This window comes from Priestia sp. YIM B13491, from assembly GCF_042787605.1.
Lineage (GTDB): Bacteria > Bacillota > Bacilli > Bacillales > Bacillaceae_H > Priestia > Priestia megaterium_E.
Genome location: NZ_JBHZOR010000003.1, coordinates 628,818 through 644,375, shown reverse-complemented (window position 1 = coordinate 644,375; position 15,558 = coordinate 628,818). Strand labels below are relative to the sequence as shown.

Here is a 15,558-nt window from a genome sequence, read left to right as displayed (position 1 = left end):
ATAATAAAGTAAAAAGCAGAAAGAAAACAGGTGAACAAGCAATGTTAAAACAAGAAAGACGCAAACAAATTATGAATTTGCTTGAAAAAGAAGGGCGAATTGTGGCTACCACGCTTAGCCAAACGCTGAATGTTTCAGAAGATACAATCCGCAGAGATCTGCGGGAAATGGACGCGCTTGGTCTGCTGCAGCGCGTACACGGAGGAGCGCTTCCGCGTTCTACGTCTGCGGTTGATTACAAAGAGCGAAAACGTGAATTGATGGATGTTAAGCATTCACTTGCCGTTGCGGCGCTTCCGTTAATTAAAGACGGGCAGGTGCTCTTGATGGACGGAAGTACAACAAATATTCAGCTCGTCAAAGCTTTTCCAAAGAATTTGAAGGTTACCGTCATTACAAACAGTCCGTTAATTACTGTTGCACTAGCGGAGCATGACTTTGTAGAAGTTGTTTCTCTTGGAGGAACGTTTCGAAAAGAATCGATGGTCACGGTAGGACAAAGCGTGGTTGATACGCTTAAACAAATTCGAGCGGATCTTTGTTTTTTAGGCGTATACGCAATCGATCCTAAAATCGGCATGAGCATTCCTTTGCTTGAAGAAATGCACATTAAAAGCCAAATGATTAAAAGTGCGAGTGAAGTAGCGGCTATTGTAACAGCTAAAAAACTCAATACATCGTCAACGTACACCTTCAGTTCAGCAAACTCATTAGATTGGCTCATTACAGAAGAACATGTGAACGAAACCGTGTTAAATGCTTACCGCGAAATCGGCATTGAAGTAATCACAAATAAATAGTAGTTTTAGTAAGGAAGTATATGGTAATGTAGAGTAAAAAGGAGCTTGAGCGATGAGCGAACAAATAGATGTTACGCAGGAATTAGCGAAGCTTCAGCAAAGAGTCGAACACCTAGAAGAAAGAGTGGAAAAAGCAGAGTCTAAGCAAGGTCCTTTGCGGTTATTATGGGAAGCCATGCGATCAATTTTAATTGGACTATTCATTGTAGGGCCTGTAGCAGCAATCATTTTTGGCGTTTTAGCGGCACTAGCGGGAAAATGAAAAAGGTGGAGACATAACTAAATCAATATAATCTCAAGGTGAACAAATTGGATAAATGATCTAGTATGTTTGCTTTTTACACCGCTGTTGATTTCCGTGCAAGACTTTGCTTGCCGCGGGGGCTGGTGAGCCTCCTCGTTGCTTTTGCTCCTGCGGGATCTCACTTAGCCCGCTTTTCCCGCAGGAGTCTTCGTCTTGCCCTCCAATCAACAGCTAGAAGCCGCTACATATATGAACGTTCACTATACTAATAAAAATCCGAACAAATTTGATTTTCAATCAAGAATCAAACTCGTTCGGATTTTCCTTTGACTAAAATACTTTTATCCCAGCCTCGTTTTATTATTTTTTTTCTGAATCAGAGTGAAACTTCGTGCTGACAAAAATGATAATGGCTAACAAAATCACAATGGGCAGCCAAATAATTTCAAATTTATAAGCAGGCTCTGCAAGCGCGGCGATAACAGCGCCAAAGCAGTAAAGCACAAGAGACAGCGCGCGAAGAATAGCATCGGTGTTAAACGTTTTGCGGTAGCGAGAACTGCGAAAACGTGCCGTTACGTCTTCAAAAAAGTTAGCAAGCGTCCCTGTCAATACAGTTGTGGAAATGCCGGCTACGCCAAGCTTTCGAGCAGCCGTTGTTTGAAGTCCCATCGCTGAGCTTAATAAGAAAATAAACAAGTAAGTTAAGTGTAAAGAAGGAGAAAACGAAGATAAAAGTGCAAAAACAAGCAAAAGTAATCCTTCTATTCCAAGTGCGATCGTTACGGCTTTAGGCCAAAACGTTTTTTCTTTATTTCCAACTAAAATTGCAGCTCCTACAACTCCTATAATGAAGCCTCCTAAAGCTGTCAGAGAGTGAAAAACAGTTGTTTCAAGCGAGTTTCCGATTGCTAACCCGAGCAGCACGATATTTCCGGTCATGTTTGCGGTAAAGATATGGCCAAGGCTTAAGTAGCCAATCACATCGACGATACCCGCTGTGACACAAAGAACCAGCAAAATAATGTTTCGATAAGTAGAATTCGTCACGGTAAGTCATCCTTTCTTTTTATACCAACTAAACAGTTTACCGTGAAGAAAAAAATCTGTCCAGAGAGTTGTCTTACAAATTTTTAAGCGTGTCCCATCCAAAAGCCACCTCAGATAGGGATGTCCCCTCGATAACAACCTCAGCACGATCGATTCTTTTTCCGCCAAGCCCTTCGTAAAACTGACAGGCGCCGTTTTGTTCAAAAGCCCATGTGAGCATCGTATGTATATGTTGGTTTGCCAACTCTTGCGCTATTTTATGCATAAGCGCTTTTCCGATTCCTTTTCGCTGATGCTCTGCGAGTAAATACATGGCATACAGTTCTCCTTTATAGAAAGGATGCTTGCTGGTTCTTTCTTTGCCATAAGAAGCAAAGCCTACGATTTGACCGTTTTCTTCTGCAACAAAAATAGAATTTGACTCCAGCTGCTTTTTCCACACGGGCTTTCGCTTTTCAGTGCTCAAAGAATCTAAAAAAGAATCCGGAACAAGTCCTTTATAAGTTGATTTCCAGCTTACTACGTGTACATTCGCGATGCCTGCTTCATCGCCAATTCTGCCTGGACGTATCATATGCTCACCTCATTTTTTCTATATTTTAACATAATTTCAAAACGGGCATCCCCGTTTTTTCATTTTCTTTGTATATATATAGTAGCTATTTTACATAACAAAGGAGATGATATAATGAGTAAATTATTATTAAAAGATCAGCCGTTAATTGTACTGCCGGCGCTGGCAGTCAAAGTAGGAGTGAATGGAGCCCTGTTTCTTCAGCAGCTTCACTACTGGCTTGAAAAAAGCGTAAACGTACAGGACGGATATACGTGGGTATACAACACCAATCAGCAGTGGCTGCAGCAGTTTCCATTTTGGTCGCTTTCAACGATTCAACGCATCATTTCAAAGCTTGAAAAAGAAGGCCTGATTGTAAAAGGAAAGTACAACCGCTCTAAATTTAACAACACGGTCTGGTACCGGATTGATTATCAGAAACTAGAAGAGCTTATGCCAAGCGATGAATTTGAAGAGCTCGAAGATGTCAATTTGACAGAAGGGGAGAGTCAAATTGAAGCAGCGGGTTCACTCACTGTGACGGCTTCATTAACAGAGACTACAGCAGAAAATACAAATCAAATAAAAAGAGAAGAAGACGCGCATGACGCTTACGTACAAACGTTAGAAGCCGCTTTTATTGCTAGAAGAAACCGAGGAGTGTATCCTTCAGCTAGTGACTTGAAGCATATGTACGAAGTCGCCAAAAGCGAAATACCTATAAAAGAGGCGCTCTCTGGACTGCATGAAGCATTTGATCACTACACACCTAAATACAGCGGCGATACCATTCGGGCATTTGCCTATATCAAACAGCATCTTTTTCATAAGCATTATGTAACGTTACAGCGCGCGCTAGCGAGTCAACAGGCTGCAAAGCCGCTTTCCTACGCTACTAAAAAGCGCGTCATTCGCAAGGAATTGACGCCGGATTGGCTAAGAGAAAATGAAGAGCTAGAACCTTCAGCTCCTGCCTTTAAAAACGATGCCCACTTCGAAGAAGAAAAGAAAAAGCTTGCTGAAAGTCTTCGTGAGCTGGAGCAGGAATTAAAAAATAATTGAAAATACCCCCGGACTTTTATAAGATAAAAGATAGTAAACCTTTTGAATACGAAAGGTTTACTAGGTAAAAGAAAAGCGGCTCTTAAAGAAGGTGCGCCATAAACGTGATAAAATTTTTGTTTTTGCTGTTTATGCCTACAATCTTTGTTTTTTTCGGTTTGTGGCTTATCCAAAATGTGTTGGTAACATTTGTTTGCTTTTACGGCTGGATGTTTATGATTTTATATGCGAATAATAAAATTAACTTTAAGGTAGCGCTTACAAAAAAATCTCTGTATGTGGGAACTCTGAGTGGAGTTCTATGTGCCGCTGTGATAATTGGAAGCAGCCTGTTTTTTTCTGGTAAAATCTTTCATGTAGAAGATATGCAAGCGGTTTTGCAAATATGGGGATTTAGCGGGTGGAAAGTTAGCATTTTAGCCGTCATTTTGATTTTTATTAACCCTTATTTAGAAGAAATGTATTGGCGAGTATATATACAGAATAAAGTGAAGAAGCATCTGTCCTTACCCGCTTCAACCATTGTTACATCAAGCTTTTATACGCTTTATCATCTGTTTATTATTCTGCCCGTTTTTGCGTTTCCTTTTAATTGGATCTCGGCTGCAGGCGTTTTTTTAGCAGGTATAACGTGGGCGTGTATAAAGGAGCGATATGGTGCCGAAGCGGCAATTATTAGTCATGCGTTAGCGGACGCGGCGATTATGATTGTATACGGATTATATGTAAGATAGTGGTATTATGTCAAAAAACCATGAATCGTTATTCATTTATAACTTGTTTTCATGGTATAATAACAATAATAGTAAAATTTTATCAACACATTTGAATTGAAATAATGTATACTTGTAATACAAAGATTGAAGCGTTTACATAAATCGGAATACACATAGTTAATCTGGGTCCGATGAAAACTAAAAAAAAAGAGAGAGATAATTACTTGGAGGAGGAATAGAAGTATGTTTGTACCTATTGAGCGTAAAAAAGTATCTAGTCAAGTGCTTGATCAATTAAAAAAGATGATTAAAGAGAAAACGTTCCCGCCAGAGTCTCGTTTGCCGTCGGAACATGAGTTATCCAAAATGTTTGGAGTGAGCCGCGCACCAATTCGTGAAGCGCTAAGCGTTCTTTCTGCCAGCGGATTAATTGAATCACGACAAGGCGGAGGAAGCTACGTAAAACGTGTAAACTTAGTGGGTATGCTTGATCCAATGACGTTTGAAATGGTTGAAGCAGATCAGGTTCTTGAACTAATTGAAATGCGTATTATCATCGAGTCGCAGGCAGCAAGCTTAGCCGCGCTGCGCCGTACGGATGAAGAACTGATTGAAATTAAAGAATCGTTAGAAGCATTTAAAAAGACGGTTCACAACAGTGAAGAAATTGGACATGAAGCGGACTATCGCTTTCACCATGATATCGTGAAAGCAGCTCATAATTCATTCCTTCTTCATGCTGTAGAAGATTTAGGTCATTTGTATCGAAAAGCGCTTGCTTATTCGTTAAATAAAAGCCAAAAAGAAAATCGCAAGCAGACGGATGCCGACCATGAGCGTATTTTTGAAGCGATTAAAAATGGTGAGCCAGAAGAAGCAGCAGAAGCGGTTCGTGATCACTTAGAGCACGTTCGCCAAAAAGTAATGGTATCTCAATAATAAAAAAACGATAGCCCTTGTGGCTATCGTTTTTTATTGCTTACTTATATGGGTTTAGAACTGCTCTCCAACTTACACACCCACCGGTAATACTGCACCACCATCCAAAACAGCAGCGGATTTAGCAGAAGCGAATACCACCATGTCCACCATCCGTAGTGAAAATAACCCCAGGGAGCAGGGAGAAGGGCCACTACTTCATAAAGTAAAACAGCAACCGACCAAAGTAAAATATAGGCGGCTTTTTTTGTGAGCTTTCCGGCAAAAGGATAGTAGGTAAGAAAAAGCATGTTCACAGGCGGAATGAGAACAGTATAGGCAAAAATACCTTGCCAGTCTGTCTCTTGTGTAAAATACCAGTAGCCGTGAAATTTGAAATTAATGAAGACGTCAAAGATATGCTGAGCAGCAATGGTGAACATCCAAATGTGAACAATTTGATTTGCTGTGAAGCGCTTGTTTGTTTTAAAAGCAAGAATGTTAAATATTAAAATAGAAAGAATTAATCCAATCATATTGGTTCTCCTTTTTGCTTCTTACCTATATTGTATAATTTTAGGAGATTAAATCCAATAGAGAAATGGACATACTACGAACTTTCTGCAGTATTTTTCACAGTGACGGACTGTATTTTTTTCGATTTCTTAAAAATGCGATCACGAGTAAAAGAGCAGGAATAACAATTTGAAACGGAAGATGTAAAGTGAACGGAATGATTTTTAACCCTTCATATACGTGTTCGAAATAGTTTTGAGCAAGAGACAATGAATAAAACAAAACGACTAAGCCGATTGGAAATACAAGCGGTGACGGGTTTTTAAGCTTGAACACGTGGGAAAGGCCCAGCACAGTGGCATAGAAAAACAGACCGATTTTAAAGAAGCCGCCCGTGATTAAAGCCACCATAAAAAACACATCAAGCCGTTCTAAAAAACCTGCGAATTGAATGCTTTGAACCGTGCTTAAAAGCGGAAAAGCAGACCTCGATGTTAAGGTAACGCCCAGCACACCTATATTCACGATCATTGTAATCATAAGGTTAATACCGTTTAACGTAACTGCGCTGAAGACAATCAGAGCGGTCTTTTTCACATTTTTTGTGTATGGAAAGATCATTGCAAATACAATCACTTCACCAAAAGGAAAATAGAGCGTTTGGCTGTACGCAACGCGCAGAACCGGAGCGATGCCTTTTTCAAGAATCGGCCGCAGGTTTGTAAAATCAATAAGGCCGGAAACAAAGATAAGAATAAAGCCGGCAACGGCGAGAACATAGATGAAAATAAAGAGCAGTTCTGCTGAACGTGCCATCACTTCAATTCCTTGACGAACGGTATAAATAATCCCAAGCATAAGCAAAGCGTTCACCATAAAAAGCGGCGTATCAGGATAGACGAAGGTGAGAAGCATTGCTCCGAAATCACGCAGCACCCGCGCGGCTCCGTTAGCAAAATATAAGACATAAAGAAAAGCAAGTATGCGTCCTGGCACTTTTCCAATAATTTTTTCAATATACTCCGTCAGCGCTAAATGCGGATAATAGCGGTGCAAGCGATAATACATAAAAATAAGTGCATAGCTGCTGATCATACCAACTAAAATAGCAATCCAAGCATCTTGCTTAGCGTCCATCGCTAAGCCGACTAAAAAGGCGCTGCCAATCTCAAAGAGCGTAATTAACACAAACAGCTGCCATCCGCTAATTCGAGCATTTTCCACTGCTTATCCGCCTCCTTTTCTACAGCTAGTATGCGCTTTTTAACGTGCAGCATATGCATCATGTAAGTAAAGAGTTGGAAAAGAAATAGGGATATTTTGTTAAAAAATAAGTGCGCTAGCCGAAGATATAAGAGAAAAGTACGTAAAAGGAGAGAGCGCGTTGGATTTATTTGAAGTTATACTAAGTATCCATATTGGACTCGGCATGATTTGTTTGCTTTCAGGAATGGTGTCTATGCTAGCGGCTAAAAAAAAAGGCGGGCATACCAAATGGGGAGAAGTGTATCACGGTGCTTATGCAGCACTAGCTGCCACAGCTATCATCTTAGCGATTTGGAAATGGAGTGAAATTGCTTATTTATTTTATATTGCGGTGTTTTCATATGGATTAGCGATTTATGGCTATGCAGCACGCAAGCAAAAATGGAAGAGCTGGCTTCAGCATCATATTCGCGGTATGCTGGGGTCTTATATCGGAGCTGTTACCGCACTGCTTGTGAATATTGGAGACAGTGTTCCGCTGTTAAACAAGCTTCCGGCACTTTCTTATTGGTTTTTGCCGACGATTATTGGCAGTCCGCTTATTTACATAGTCGCAAGACGCTATAGAAAAAATGCTTCTGTTTCTAAAAAAATATCATACTAAGCAAAAAAGCCTTTTACCGAAAAGGCTTTTTTCTGTTGCGAACATTTGTGCTATGATAGAGGAGCAAGGAGGATGCAGCATGAAAGAAAATCATCAGTTTACCATACATACGAATAAAGAAAAGCTTGATATAGATGTCATCTACTCGTACCTTCATCATGAATCATACTGGGCAAAAGGAATTCCGCTTCACCTTGTTCAAACGTCCATTGAACACTCCGTTTGTTTTGGCGTGTATGATGAGTGTGATAAACAAGTAGGATTTGGACGGATTATTTCTGATTTTGCGACGTTTGCTTATTTGGCGGATGTATTTATTCTTCCGCACGCACGAGGCAACGGGCTTGGAAAAGCGCTGGTACAAGAAATGATTCGCTATCAGCCGATTCAACACGTGCGAAAAATTTTATTGGCAACAAAAGATGCTCACGGTTTGTACAGTCAGTACGGATTTAAAGAAGTTAAAAATAAGCAGCTGTTCATGCAAATTTTTAAAAAAGGGATGTACGAGCGGGCACTTTATTCAAAAGAAAATAAAATACTGCCTGGAAAAGAGGGATAAGTATGGCTGAAGAATTACGTAAAAGCGTATTTAATGAAGAGTTGATTACGCACTTAAGCGACGCTTTTTCACGTGAAATGAGTTCATTTGATAAACAAGCATTTCATGAGCTGGTTTTTCAACAAGACTGGGAAGACTTAGGACTGAAAGAGCGCATGAGAAGAATTACGCTTTCCATGCATGAAGTGCTGCCGGGGGATTATAAAGAAGCGCTTTATATCCTCTATAAAGTGGCTCCAACGGTAGGAGGACTTCAAGGCACGATTTTTCCAGATTACGTTGAACTGTACGGATTGAACGATTGGGAAGCTTCAATAAAAGCACTCGCGTTTTTTACGCCGTTTTCCACATCAGAATTTGGAGTGCGTCCATTTTTAATTCAAGATAAAGATCGAATGCTCCAGCAAATGATTGAGTGGGCGGGAGATGAAAACCATCATATTCGCAGATTAGCAAGCGAAGGGAGCCGGCCTAGACTTCCGTGGGGACAATCAGTACCTGAGTTAAAGCAAGATCCAAAACAAACGCTGCCGATTTTAGAGCAGTTAAAACGAGATGAATCGCTTTATGTCCGCAAAAGCGTAGCCAATCATTTAAATGATATTTCTTACATAGAAAAAGACTGGATGCTTGATGTGATGAAAAAATGGCACGGTGAAGACGTTAAAACCGACTGGATTGTTAAACATGCGTGCCGTTCACTGCTGAAAAAAGGAGACCCTGAAGCTCTGTCTCTTTTTGGCTATGGAGATGACCCAGGAGTGAGTGTCACAGAGCTTAGCTTACAGCCGCATACTATTACAATCGGTGATAGCATTGACTTTTCATTTGAACTATCCGTGAAAAAAAACATGCCCCTTCGCATAGAGTATGGAATTCATTACGTAAAAGCAAAAGGAAACCGCAGTCAAAAAGTGTTTATGCTAAAAAATGTTCAAGCAAAAGCAGGCCAAACGCTGACAGTCACAAAAAAGCATGCGTTTAAAGATTTAAGTACAAGAAAACATTACAGCGGTACGCATACGCTTTCTGTTATTGTAAACGGAGTGGTAAAAGCAGAAGCGGACTTTGTGATAGAGTAGCTCTTTCCTCAAGGAGAGAGCTTTTTATGTTTTTATAGAGCTGGTGAGGAAACTTAAGTCAATAGGTTGGTTGCTGCCTCTGTACTTATTTACAAAATCGACTGATAAACATCCATTTAAATTCCTTTTATGGTATATTAATCCTTGAGGAGTGGTGAAGTGAAGAAATTTATGGTGGGCACATTGAGTGCTTTTTTGGCAATGTCATTGGTAGCGTGCTCAAACTCTGCTAGTAAAGAAGAGAGCGGCTATAGCATTCAAAAAGTGAAAGTCAAGATAACGGATGCTGCTGATTTAATTGGAAAAGTTGGTATACAAGATAGCAAAGGAAAAATGGTGGACGTAAAACCAAAAGCGCTGTATTACGAGTTTAAAATGAAGCAGCAAGGCAAGCGTAAATTCTATCAAAATGATAAAGACGAAATAGAAGCTAAAATTATACCGAATGAAGATTTAAAGAAAGCATCTATCAATACAGTAGGTGTTAATGTATTTGATGAAGGGCATGAGCAGTTCGGTACAGGTATGGGAATTGAAGAGTTTAACTATATGAAAAAAGGAAAAGTCGATGTGCACTACGATCTGGGCGCGACTGTTAAAAACAAAGAAATGCCTATGGCTCCGTCCGATCAGGAATTAAAAAAACTCCAAAAGGTGGCGAGGCATGGAACACTCGTCATTACGAGAAATAACAAAGAAATTGGCCGATATGATTTAGAAACGCTAGAATCCGTAAAGAAATGAACATAGGAGAGATAGCTGCATGGACTATGAAACAGCTAGACTAGCGCAATACAAGCTCAAGGGAATCCTGATTTTTATAGCAGTTCATACATAAAAAAGAGGCTGGAACAAACGTATGTTAGCTGAAATGAAAAATGAACCATTGATCAAAGGGGAAGGATCCTGCGGGAAAAGCGGTTTAGATCATTTACCTTGATTGGTCGTCTTCATATTGAGTTGGTTTTGCTATGTCCTAATCTCTTTGTTATAAAATCGCACTCGTCTCCTACATTAAAATAGTCAAAAAGGTTCAGCTCCCTTATCTTGAAGTTATTTCCTTAAACGGTATAATTAATTATGTAACATTTCAAATATTTAAAATATTTAAAATGTCTAACCAAGGGGATGGGGAGGAGTAAATGAATGAAAAAAACTGTAAAACGAACGGCCGTGCCGGCTCTTTTGTCGATTGGATTATTGCTGTCGCCGCTTGCGGTACAAGCTGAGATGCCTTATTACGGAAAAGACTATAGCCAGCCGGAAAAAATTAAAGCGCTTTATCCGGAAATAAAGGTGAATGAAGCCACGCCGGCGTTTCTGAAAGGACAAGACGCCTTTACGACTCAAGAAGAAATGATGAGCTATGTTCAAAAGCTTGCTCATAAAAGTCCGTACGTAAAGCTGAAGATTATCGGAAAGTCACAGCAAGGGCGTGACATTCCAGCTCTGTATTTTTCAAAGGAAAAGAAATTTGCGGATGGAAAAACATCGAAAAAGCCAACGATTTGGCTTCAAAGTCAAATTCATGGTAATGAACCGGCAAGCGGTGAATCCGTACTCGCCGTTGCGACGCGTTTGACAGAAGACTTTGGAAAAGATGTGCTAAATAAAGTCAACATCGTTATTGTGCCGCGCATTAATCCAGACGGATCTTATGCATTCAAGCGTCAGCTAGCAAATAATTTAGATGGAAACCGTGACTACATAAAGCTTGAAAGCCCTGAAGTACAGAGCGTACGAGCTGAATTTAACCGTTTTTCACCGGAAGTCGTCATTGACGCTCATGAATATACGCCTTACAGCAGCGGATTTAAAAATATCGGTAAAGAAGGCGTGTGGAAGTATCACGACATTTTACTGCAGTCCGGTCGAAACTTAAATATTCCGCAGCGCATTCGAGACGTGTCTGATGAGCTGTTTGTGAACAGTACGCTTACAGCCATTGAAAAGCAAGGATATTCTGGAGAAGTATACTATACGTCTCAAGTGAATAAACAAGGGCAGCTTGAAGTAGAAGAAGGCTCAGTTGAACCGCGAATCGGCCGAAACTCATTAGGTTTGTATCCATCGTTTTCATTTTTAGTCGAAAGCAGGGGAATCGGTATTGGCCGAGAAGATTTTCCGCGGCGAGTGAGTGCCCAAATTGCTACGCAAGAAAAGCTGATTACGCAAACAGCCGCTCATGCCAAACAAATTAAAGCGCTGATTGCAAAAGAAAAAGCGGCGCTTGTCAAAAAAGGAAAAAATGCAAATGATCATGATCTAATTGTTGTGAACAGTGAAAATAAAAAAATACCAAACTCTACGTTAGAAATGGTTGATGTGGAAAGCGCGTCTGTTAAAGAAATTCCTGTGACGTATTATAGTGCCAAAGCGGCAACGCCGACGCTTGTACGTGAACGTCCGACTGCTTATCTTTTAAAGCCAGGACATGAAGAGTTAGCAGCAAAACTGCAGGGACAAGGAGTAAAAGGTTTCAAGTTAACGAAAGAAACGGCTCTTTCAGTAGAAGCGTATAGTGTTAGCAGCCGGATTGAAAATGAAGCCTACGAAAACAAACCAAATGTAGACGTGCAAACAATCGTGAAACCAAAAACGGTCACGTTCCCAAAAGGAAGCTACGTCTTTTTAACATCTCAGCCGCAAAACAATTTATTGTCTCTATCACTTGAGCCAGAATCAGTGGACAGCTTCACCACGTTTGGGTATTTGCCTTCAGAGGTAGGACAAGAGCTTGATGTTTACCGGTTTACGCGTTCCATTGAAAAATCGCCTTTGCAAAAAGAATCCCGTAAATAATGAAAAAGCGTGGAGCTTGGCTTCACGCTTTTTATATTGAGATTTTTAAGAAGAAACCCACTCTCCGCCGTTTACATGCAGCGTTTGCCCCGTGACAAACGGTGAGTCGTCGCTTGCGAGGTACACGTAGGTTGGAGCAAGTTCAAACGTCTGCCCTTGGCGCTTCCTCGGATTGTCCACTTGCGTTACTTGATCAGCTGAAAAGCTTGCTGGAATGAGCGGTGTCCAAATGCGTCCCGGCGCTACGGCGTTTACGCGAATGCTGTCTTTAATCACGCTATTGGAAAGCGCACGAGTAAAGCCAACAATGGTTCCTTTAGTTGCCGTATAGTCAATTAACTGTTCATAGCCTTTATACGTCAAAATTGAAGCGGTATTAATAATGGAGCTGCCGCTTTTAGGACCTCGTCCTCCTTTTTATGTAAACCCTCGCTATGAAAAGTATCTGCCTGTTTTATAGTACAAAGAGCCCTTCTGCGTGAAGGGCTTTTAAATTGGCATTCTCTTTTATTTTCCTCGTGATTGCTCACGTGATTCATGACGGTTTTTTCTTCTTCTAGAGAGGAAATAAATAAAAAAGCCGATTAATACAAGAAACGTGATAAGCAAAATACTAGTAGGAAAGTAAAGAGAGCCTATCTGAATTCCCAAATAATTTAACATCGTTATAACTTCCTTTCTTGATAGACAATGGTTTATTTTACTAAATACCCTTATAAGCTGATGAAAAACGTTTCCGCTATTTTAGTAGGGAATGGATTGACTCTGTGTGCCAATAACCACGATATGTCCTTGTTTCATTTCTTCTTTATACCGGTTTGCTTCTTGATTGGATAAGCCGAGCGAAGCCATCTTTGAAAGAAGCTCATCTTCTCTTGAAAGAAGTTTATTTACCGCCGTTTCAAACATACCTTGCTCTGCCATTCTGTACTTTTTTGTATGTGTTGCCTCCGTTAAATTCTGAGCCCATTCTTTATCGTAGGCCAGCAGATAAATATCTTTGCTTGTAAATCCTTTCTTTAAAAAAGAACGGATGACGCAGGCTGCCTCCTCTTGGTTTTCTGCTACTTGAATGTGTTTCATACACGAACCAAACCTCCTGATAAAAGATATTTCTGAAATACATCTTCTACTCATTCTGTAGCCTTTGTTTCCAACTTTAAACTTGTTTTCTATGAATTTTCTCAGATAGTAAAAGAGAATAGAAACATCATAAATTTTAAAAAAAAGATGTTTGAACTTCAAAACAGAAGGCTAAACCTAGACTATACTAAAAAGTTCCATCAAAAATAGGAGGAGATTAAAATGAATTTACAAGATCAACAAACACAAGGCCAGCCCCAACAAACGCAAGACCGCCAGCCGGGTATCGAAAGTGAGATGAATCCTCTCCCTATTTATGAGGATGACAATTACATTGGTACAGGAAAATTAAAAGGAAAGGTAGCGCTAGTTACCGGGGGAGACAGCGGAATTGGACGAGCTGTATCCATTGCTTATGCGAAAGAAGGAGCGGACGTAGCCATCGTTTACTTAAACGAACATAGCGACGCCGAGGAAACAAAAGCCCGCATTGAAGAAGAAGGTGTAAGATGCTTGCTGATTGCAGGAGACGTAGGAGACGAATCGTTCTGTAACGAAGCGGTAGAAAAAACAGTAAGTGAGCTTGGAAAGCTTGATATCCTTGTGAACAATGCAGGAGAGCAGCATCCAAAAGAAAGCATTAAAGAAATTACAAGTGAACAGCTTGAACGAACGTTCAAAACGAACTTTTATTCATACTTTTATTTTACGAAAAAAGCGCTTGATTATTTAGGAAAAGGCAGTGCGATTATTAATACAACGTCAATTAATCCTTACCGCGGAAATCCTCAGCTGATTGATTATACGGCGACAAAAGGTGCAATCAATGGCTTTACGCGCAGTATGGCGCAAGCGCTTGTCAAAGATGGCATTCGCGTTAACGCTGTAGCGCCGGGCCCGATCTGGACACCGCTTATCCCGTCTACTTTCTCAGGTGATAAAGTAGGAGAATTCGGTACAGACACGCCGATGGGCAGACCTGGGCATCCTGTGGAGCACGTGGGCTGCTATGTGCTGCTAGCTTCAAATGATTCATCTTATATGACGGGTCAAACGCTTCATGTCAACGGCGGAGATTTCATGAACACATAATTGCTTCACCTATAGTAGAGGAGGAGAAAAAGATGGGAGAACGTCAGAAAAGATCTATTTCAAATACACCAAAAAAAAGAGATGAAACGGAACAGCGTGTAACAGATCAAGACGAAACGTTATTTGAACGTTTCAAAGAAGAAGAAACGGTCGATCCTATGCCGTTGGAAGATATAAGACTTGAACAAAAAGAAGAGAAAAATAAAACGAAAACGAAAGATGAATCAGGTTCTGAAAACATTCATCATAGAAAATAAAAAACAGCCTTTCGGGGCTGTTTTTTGTTTGTATCCCTATATTAATGAGTGCTAGAAGCAATTACAATTTTTGAATCATCTTCTAATGCCTGAGCAAGGTTCGATTTAATTCGTATATGCTCAAAATTTAAACCAAGCTGCATCGCAGTAGTGGCTAATTCAGGACGAATGCCCGATAAAATCGATTTAACGCCGATTAAATCAAGCGCATTTATCAGCTGAAACAGCTCGTGGGCGACCATTGTATCGATCATCACAACTCCTGACAAATCAATATACAAATGAGCGATTTGTTTTTCTGCACACTGTTTTAACGTGCTTTCTAGGATCATTTTGGCTCTTGCCGTATCAATATCGCCGACTAACGGTAAAAGAGCAACGTCTTTTTTAATCACAATAACAGGTGAACTTAATTCATGAATCATTTCCTGCTGAGAGCGGAGGCGGTTTGAGGCATATTCCTGCGCTTCTGTGATGAATTTCAAAATAATAATATCAAATACCCTTATTACTTTTTCATTCCATACATCGAGGTGCTGCTGAGTAATGTCATCATGAAGTTCTGCAAACCGGCGAATATACTCGCAGTATTGTTTGCGGACGTTCATAAATTCTTTAATAATACTTTGAATGGGGGTTCTGAGATGCTGTTGGTCTTTGGCAACTTTATTTAGCCACGTGTTAAAAGATTCAAAAAAGCTTTTTTCATCTTCTATAAAGACGTTGCTAATATATAAATGAAATTCATAGTTTTGTGCTTTTAAGCGTTGAATGACGTCAGGGTCATTAGAGGTATATACGCCTTCAGAAGATTTTTTGTCCAAAGATTCATACCATTCTTCCGTCATAGTTGGTGCACTTTCTAGCAGATAAGAACGTAAAGCGATATCTTTCTTCACTGTTATTCTCCTCTCAAACTGATAAAGCATGGCGCAGGTGCGCAACGTA

General features: G+C 40.2%; 19 protein-coding genes and 1 pseudogene. 12 read left to right on the top strand and 8 right to left on the bottom strand.

The window, feature by feature from the left end; genetic code table 11:
• Positions 1-41 precede the first annotated feature (41 nt).
• Positions 42-800, top strand: a complete 759-nt coding sequence (locus ACFX4E_RS14475; RefSeq protein WP_013084219.1) for a DeoR/GlpR family DNA-binding transcription regulator — start codon at positions 42-44, stop codon at positions 798-800.
• A 52-nt stretch (positions 801-852) separates the two neighbouring features.
• Positions 853-1,062, top strand: coding sequence for a hypothetical protein (locus tag ACFX4E_RS14470; RefSeq protein ID WP_377238564.1), 210 nt, complete (start codon positions 853-855; stop codon positions 1,060-1,062).
• 60 nt (positions 1,063-1,122) lie between these two features.
• On the opposite strand, the gene ACFX4E_RS14465 is transcribed toward ACFX4E_RS14470, so the two are convergent.
• The 3 genes from ACFX4E_RS14465 to ACFX4E_RS14455 form a co-directional block, all read right to left on the bottom strand.
• Positions 1,123-1,272, bottom strand: a complete 150-nt coding sequence (locus ACFX4E_RS14465) for a hypothetical protein (RefSeq protein WP_377238563.1) — start codon at positions 1,270-1,272, stop codon at positions 1,123-1,125.
• 132 nt (positions 1,273-1,404) lie between these two features.
• Positions 1,405-2,094 carry a YoaK family protein gene (locus tag ACFX4E_RS14460; protein WP_050690386.1) on the bottom strand — a complete coding sequence of 230 codons (690 nt, stop codon included), beginning with the start codon at positions 2,092-2,094 and terminating at the stop codon, positions 1,405-1,407.
• Positions 2,095-2,167: 73 nt separating this feature from the next.
• Positions 2,168-2,668: a GNAT family N-acetyltransferase gene (locus ACFX4E_RS14455; RefSeq protein WP_098432444.1), complete on the bottom strand. Its 501-nt coding sequence runs from the start codon at positions 2,666-2,668 to the stop codon at positions 2,168-2,170.
• A gap of 114 nt (positions 2,669-2,782) precedes the next feature.
• Between ACFX4E_RS14455 and ACFX4E_RS14450 the strand changes: the two genes are divergently transcribed.
• From ACFX4E_RS14450 to ACFX4E_RS14440, 3 genes are all read left to right on the top strand, one after another.
• Positions 2,783-3,712, top strand: a complete 930-nt coding sequence (locus tag ACFX4E_RS14450; protein ID WP_377238562.1) for a hypothetical protein — start codon at positions 2,783-2,785, stop codon at positions 3,710-3,712.
• 104 nt (positions 3,713-3,816) lie between these two features.
• A complete protein-coding gene (locus ACFX4E_RS14445; protein ID WP_377238561.1) occupies positions 3,817-4,446 on the top strand; it encodes a CPBP family intramembrane glutamic endopeptidase in 630 nt (209 codons plus the stop codon).
• A gap of 225 nt (positions 4,447-4,671) precedes the next feature.
• Positions 4,672-5,367 (top strand): FadR/GntR family transcriptional regulator, encoded by a 696-nt coding sequence (locus tag ACFX4E_RS14440; protein WP_013058211.1) that lies wholly within the window; start codon positions 4,672-4,674, stop codon positions 5,365-5,367.
• Between the two features lie 44 nt (positions 5,368-5,411).
• Here the strand turns inward: ACFX4E_RS14440 and ACFX4E_RS14435 are convergent, their stop codons facing one another.
• The gene (locus ACFX4E_RS14435) at positions 5,412-5,882 is read right to left on the bottom strand and encodes a hypothetical protein (protein ID WP_098334243.1); all 471 of its coding nucleotides are present in this window, start codon (positions 5,880-5,882) and stop codon (positions 5,412-5,414) included.
• 97 nt (positions 5,883-5,979) lie between these two features.
• The gene (locus ACFX4E_RS14430; protein WP_377238560.1) at positions 5,980-7,086 is read right to left on the bottom strand and encodes a GerAB/ArcD/ProY family transporter; all 1,107 of its coding nucleotides are present in this window, start codon (positions 7,084-7,086) and stop codon (positions 5,980-5,982) included.
• Between the two features lie 160 nt (positions 7,087-7,246).
• Here ACFX4E_RS14430 and ACFX4E_RS14425 point away from each other — a divergent pair, with 160 nt between their 5' ends.
• From ACFX4E_RS14425 to ACFX4E_RS14405, 5 genes are all read left to right on the top strand, one after another.
• Positions 7,247-7,732: a hypothetical protein gene (locus ACFX4E_RS14425; protein WP_028409506.1), complete on the top strand. Its 486-nt coding sequence runs from the start codon at positions 7,247-7,249 to the stop codon at positions 7,730-7,732.
• Positions 7,733-7,811: 79 nt separating this feature from the next.
• Entirely contained in the window at positions 7,812-8,294 is a 483-nt protein-coding gene (locus ACFX4E_RS14420; RefSeq protein ID WP_028409505.1) for a GNAT family N-acetyltransferase, read from the top strand.
• 2 nt (positions 8,295-8,296) lie between these two features.
• Positions 8,297-9,376: a DNA alkylation repair protein gene (locus ACFX4E_RS14415; protein ID WP_377238559.1), complete on the top strand. Its 1,080-nt coding sequence runs from the start codon at positions 8,297-8,299 to the stop codon at positions 9,374-9,376.
• Between the two features lie 159 nt (positions 9,377-9,535).
• Positions 9,536-10,120, top strand: a complete 585-nt coding sequence (locus tag ACFX4E_RS14410; protein ID WP_323618056.1) for a hypothetical protein — start codon at positions 9,536-9,538, stop codon at positions 10,118-10,120.
• Between the two features lie 402 nt (positions 10,121-10,522).
• The gene (locus tag ACFX4E_RS14405) at positions 10,523-12,178 is read left to right on the top strand and encodes a M14 family metallopeptidase (RefSeq protein WP_377259085.1); all 1,656 of its coding nucleotides are present in this window, start codon (positions 10,523-10,525) and stop codon (positions 12,176-12,178) included.
• Between the two features lie 45 nt (positions 12,179-12,223).
• On the opposite strand, the pseudogene ACFX4E_RS14400 reads toward ACFX4E_RS14405, so the two are convergent.
• Both ACFX4E_RS14400 and ACFX4E_RS14395 read right to left on the bottom strand, forming a co-directional pair.
• A pseudogene (locus tag ACFX4E_RS14400) lies at positions 12,224-12,577 on the bottom strand (SDR family oxidoreductase); the annotation flags it as partial.
• 345 nt (positions 12,578-12,922) lie between these two features.
• Positions 12,923-13,261, bottom strand: coding sequence for a YflT domain-containing protein (locus ACFX4E_RS14395; protein WP_028409499.1), 339 nt, complete (start codon positions 13,259-13,261; stop codon positions 12,923-12,925).
• Between the two features lie 222 nt (positions 13,262-13,483).
• On the opposite strand from ACFX4E_RS14395, the gene ACFX4E_RS14390 reads away from it, so the two are divergent.
• Positions 13,484-14,353, top strand: a complete 870-nt coding sequence (locus ACFX4E_RS14390) for an SDR family oxidoreductase (protein ID WP_013058194.1) — start codon at positions 13,484-13,486, stop codon at positions 14,351-14,353.
• 32 nt (positions 14,354-14,385) lie between these two features.
• Positions 14,386-14,610, top strand: a complete 225-nt coding sequence (locus ACFX4E_RS14385) for a hypothetical protein (RefSeq protein WP_028409498.1) — start codon at positions 14,386-14,388, stop codon at positions 14,608-14,610.
• Positions 14,611-14,651: 41 nt separating this feature from the next.
• Here ACFX4E_RS14385 and ACFX4E_RS14380 read toward each other — a convergent pair whose 3' ends face one another.
• Entirely contained in the window at positions 14,652-15,509 is an 858-nt protein-coding gene (locus ACFX4E_RS14380) for an STAS domain-containing protein (protein WP_098332678.1), read from the bottom strand.
• Positions 15,510-15,558 lie beyond the last annotated feature (49 nt).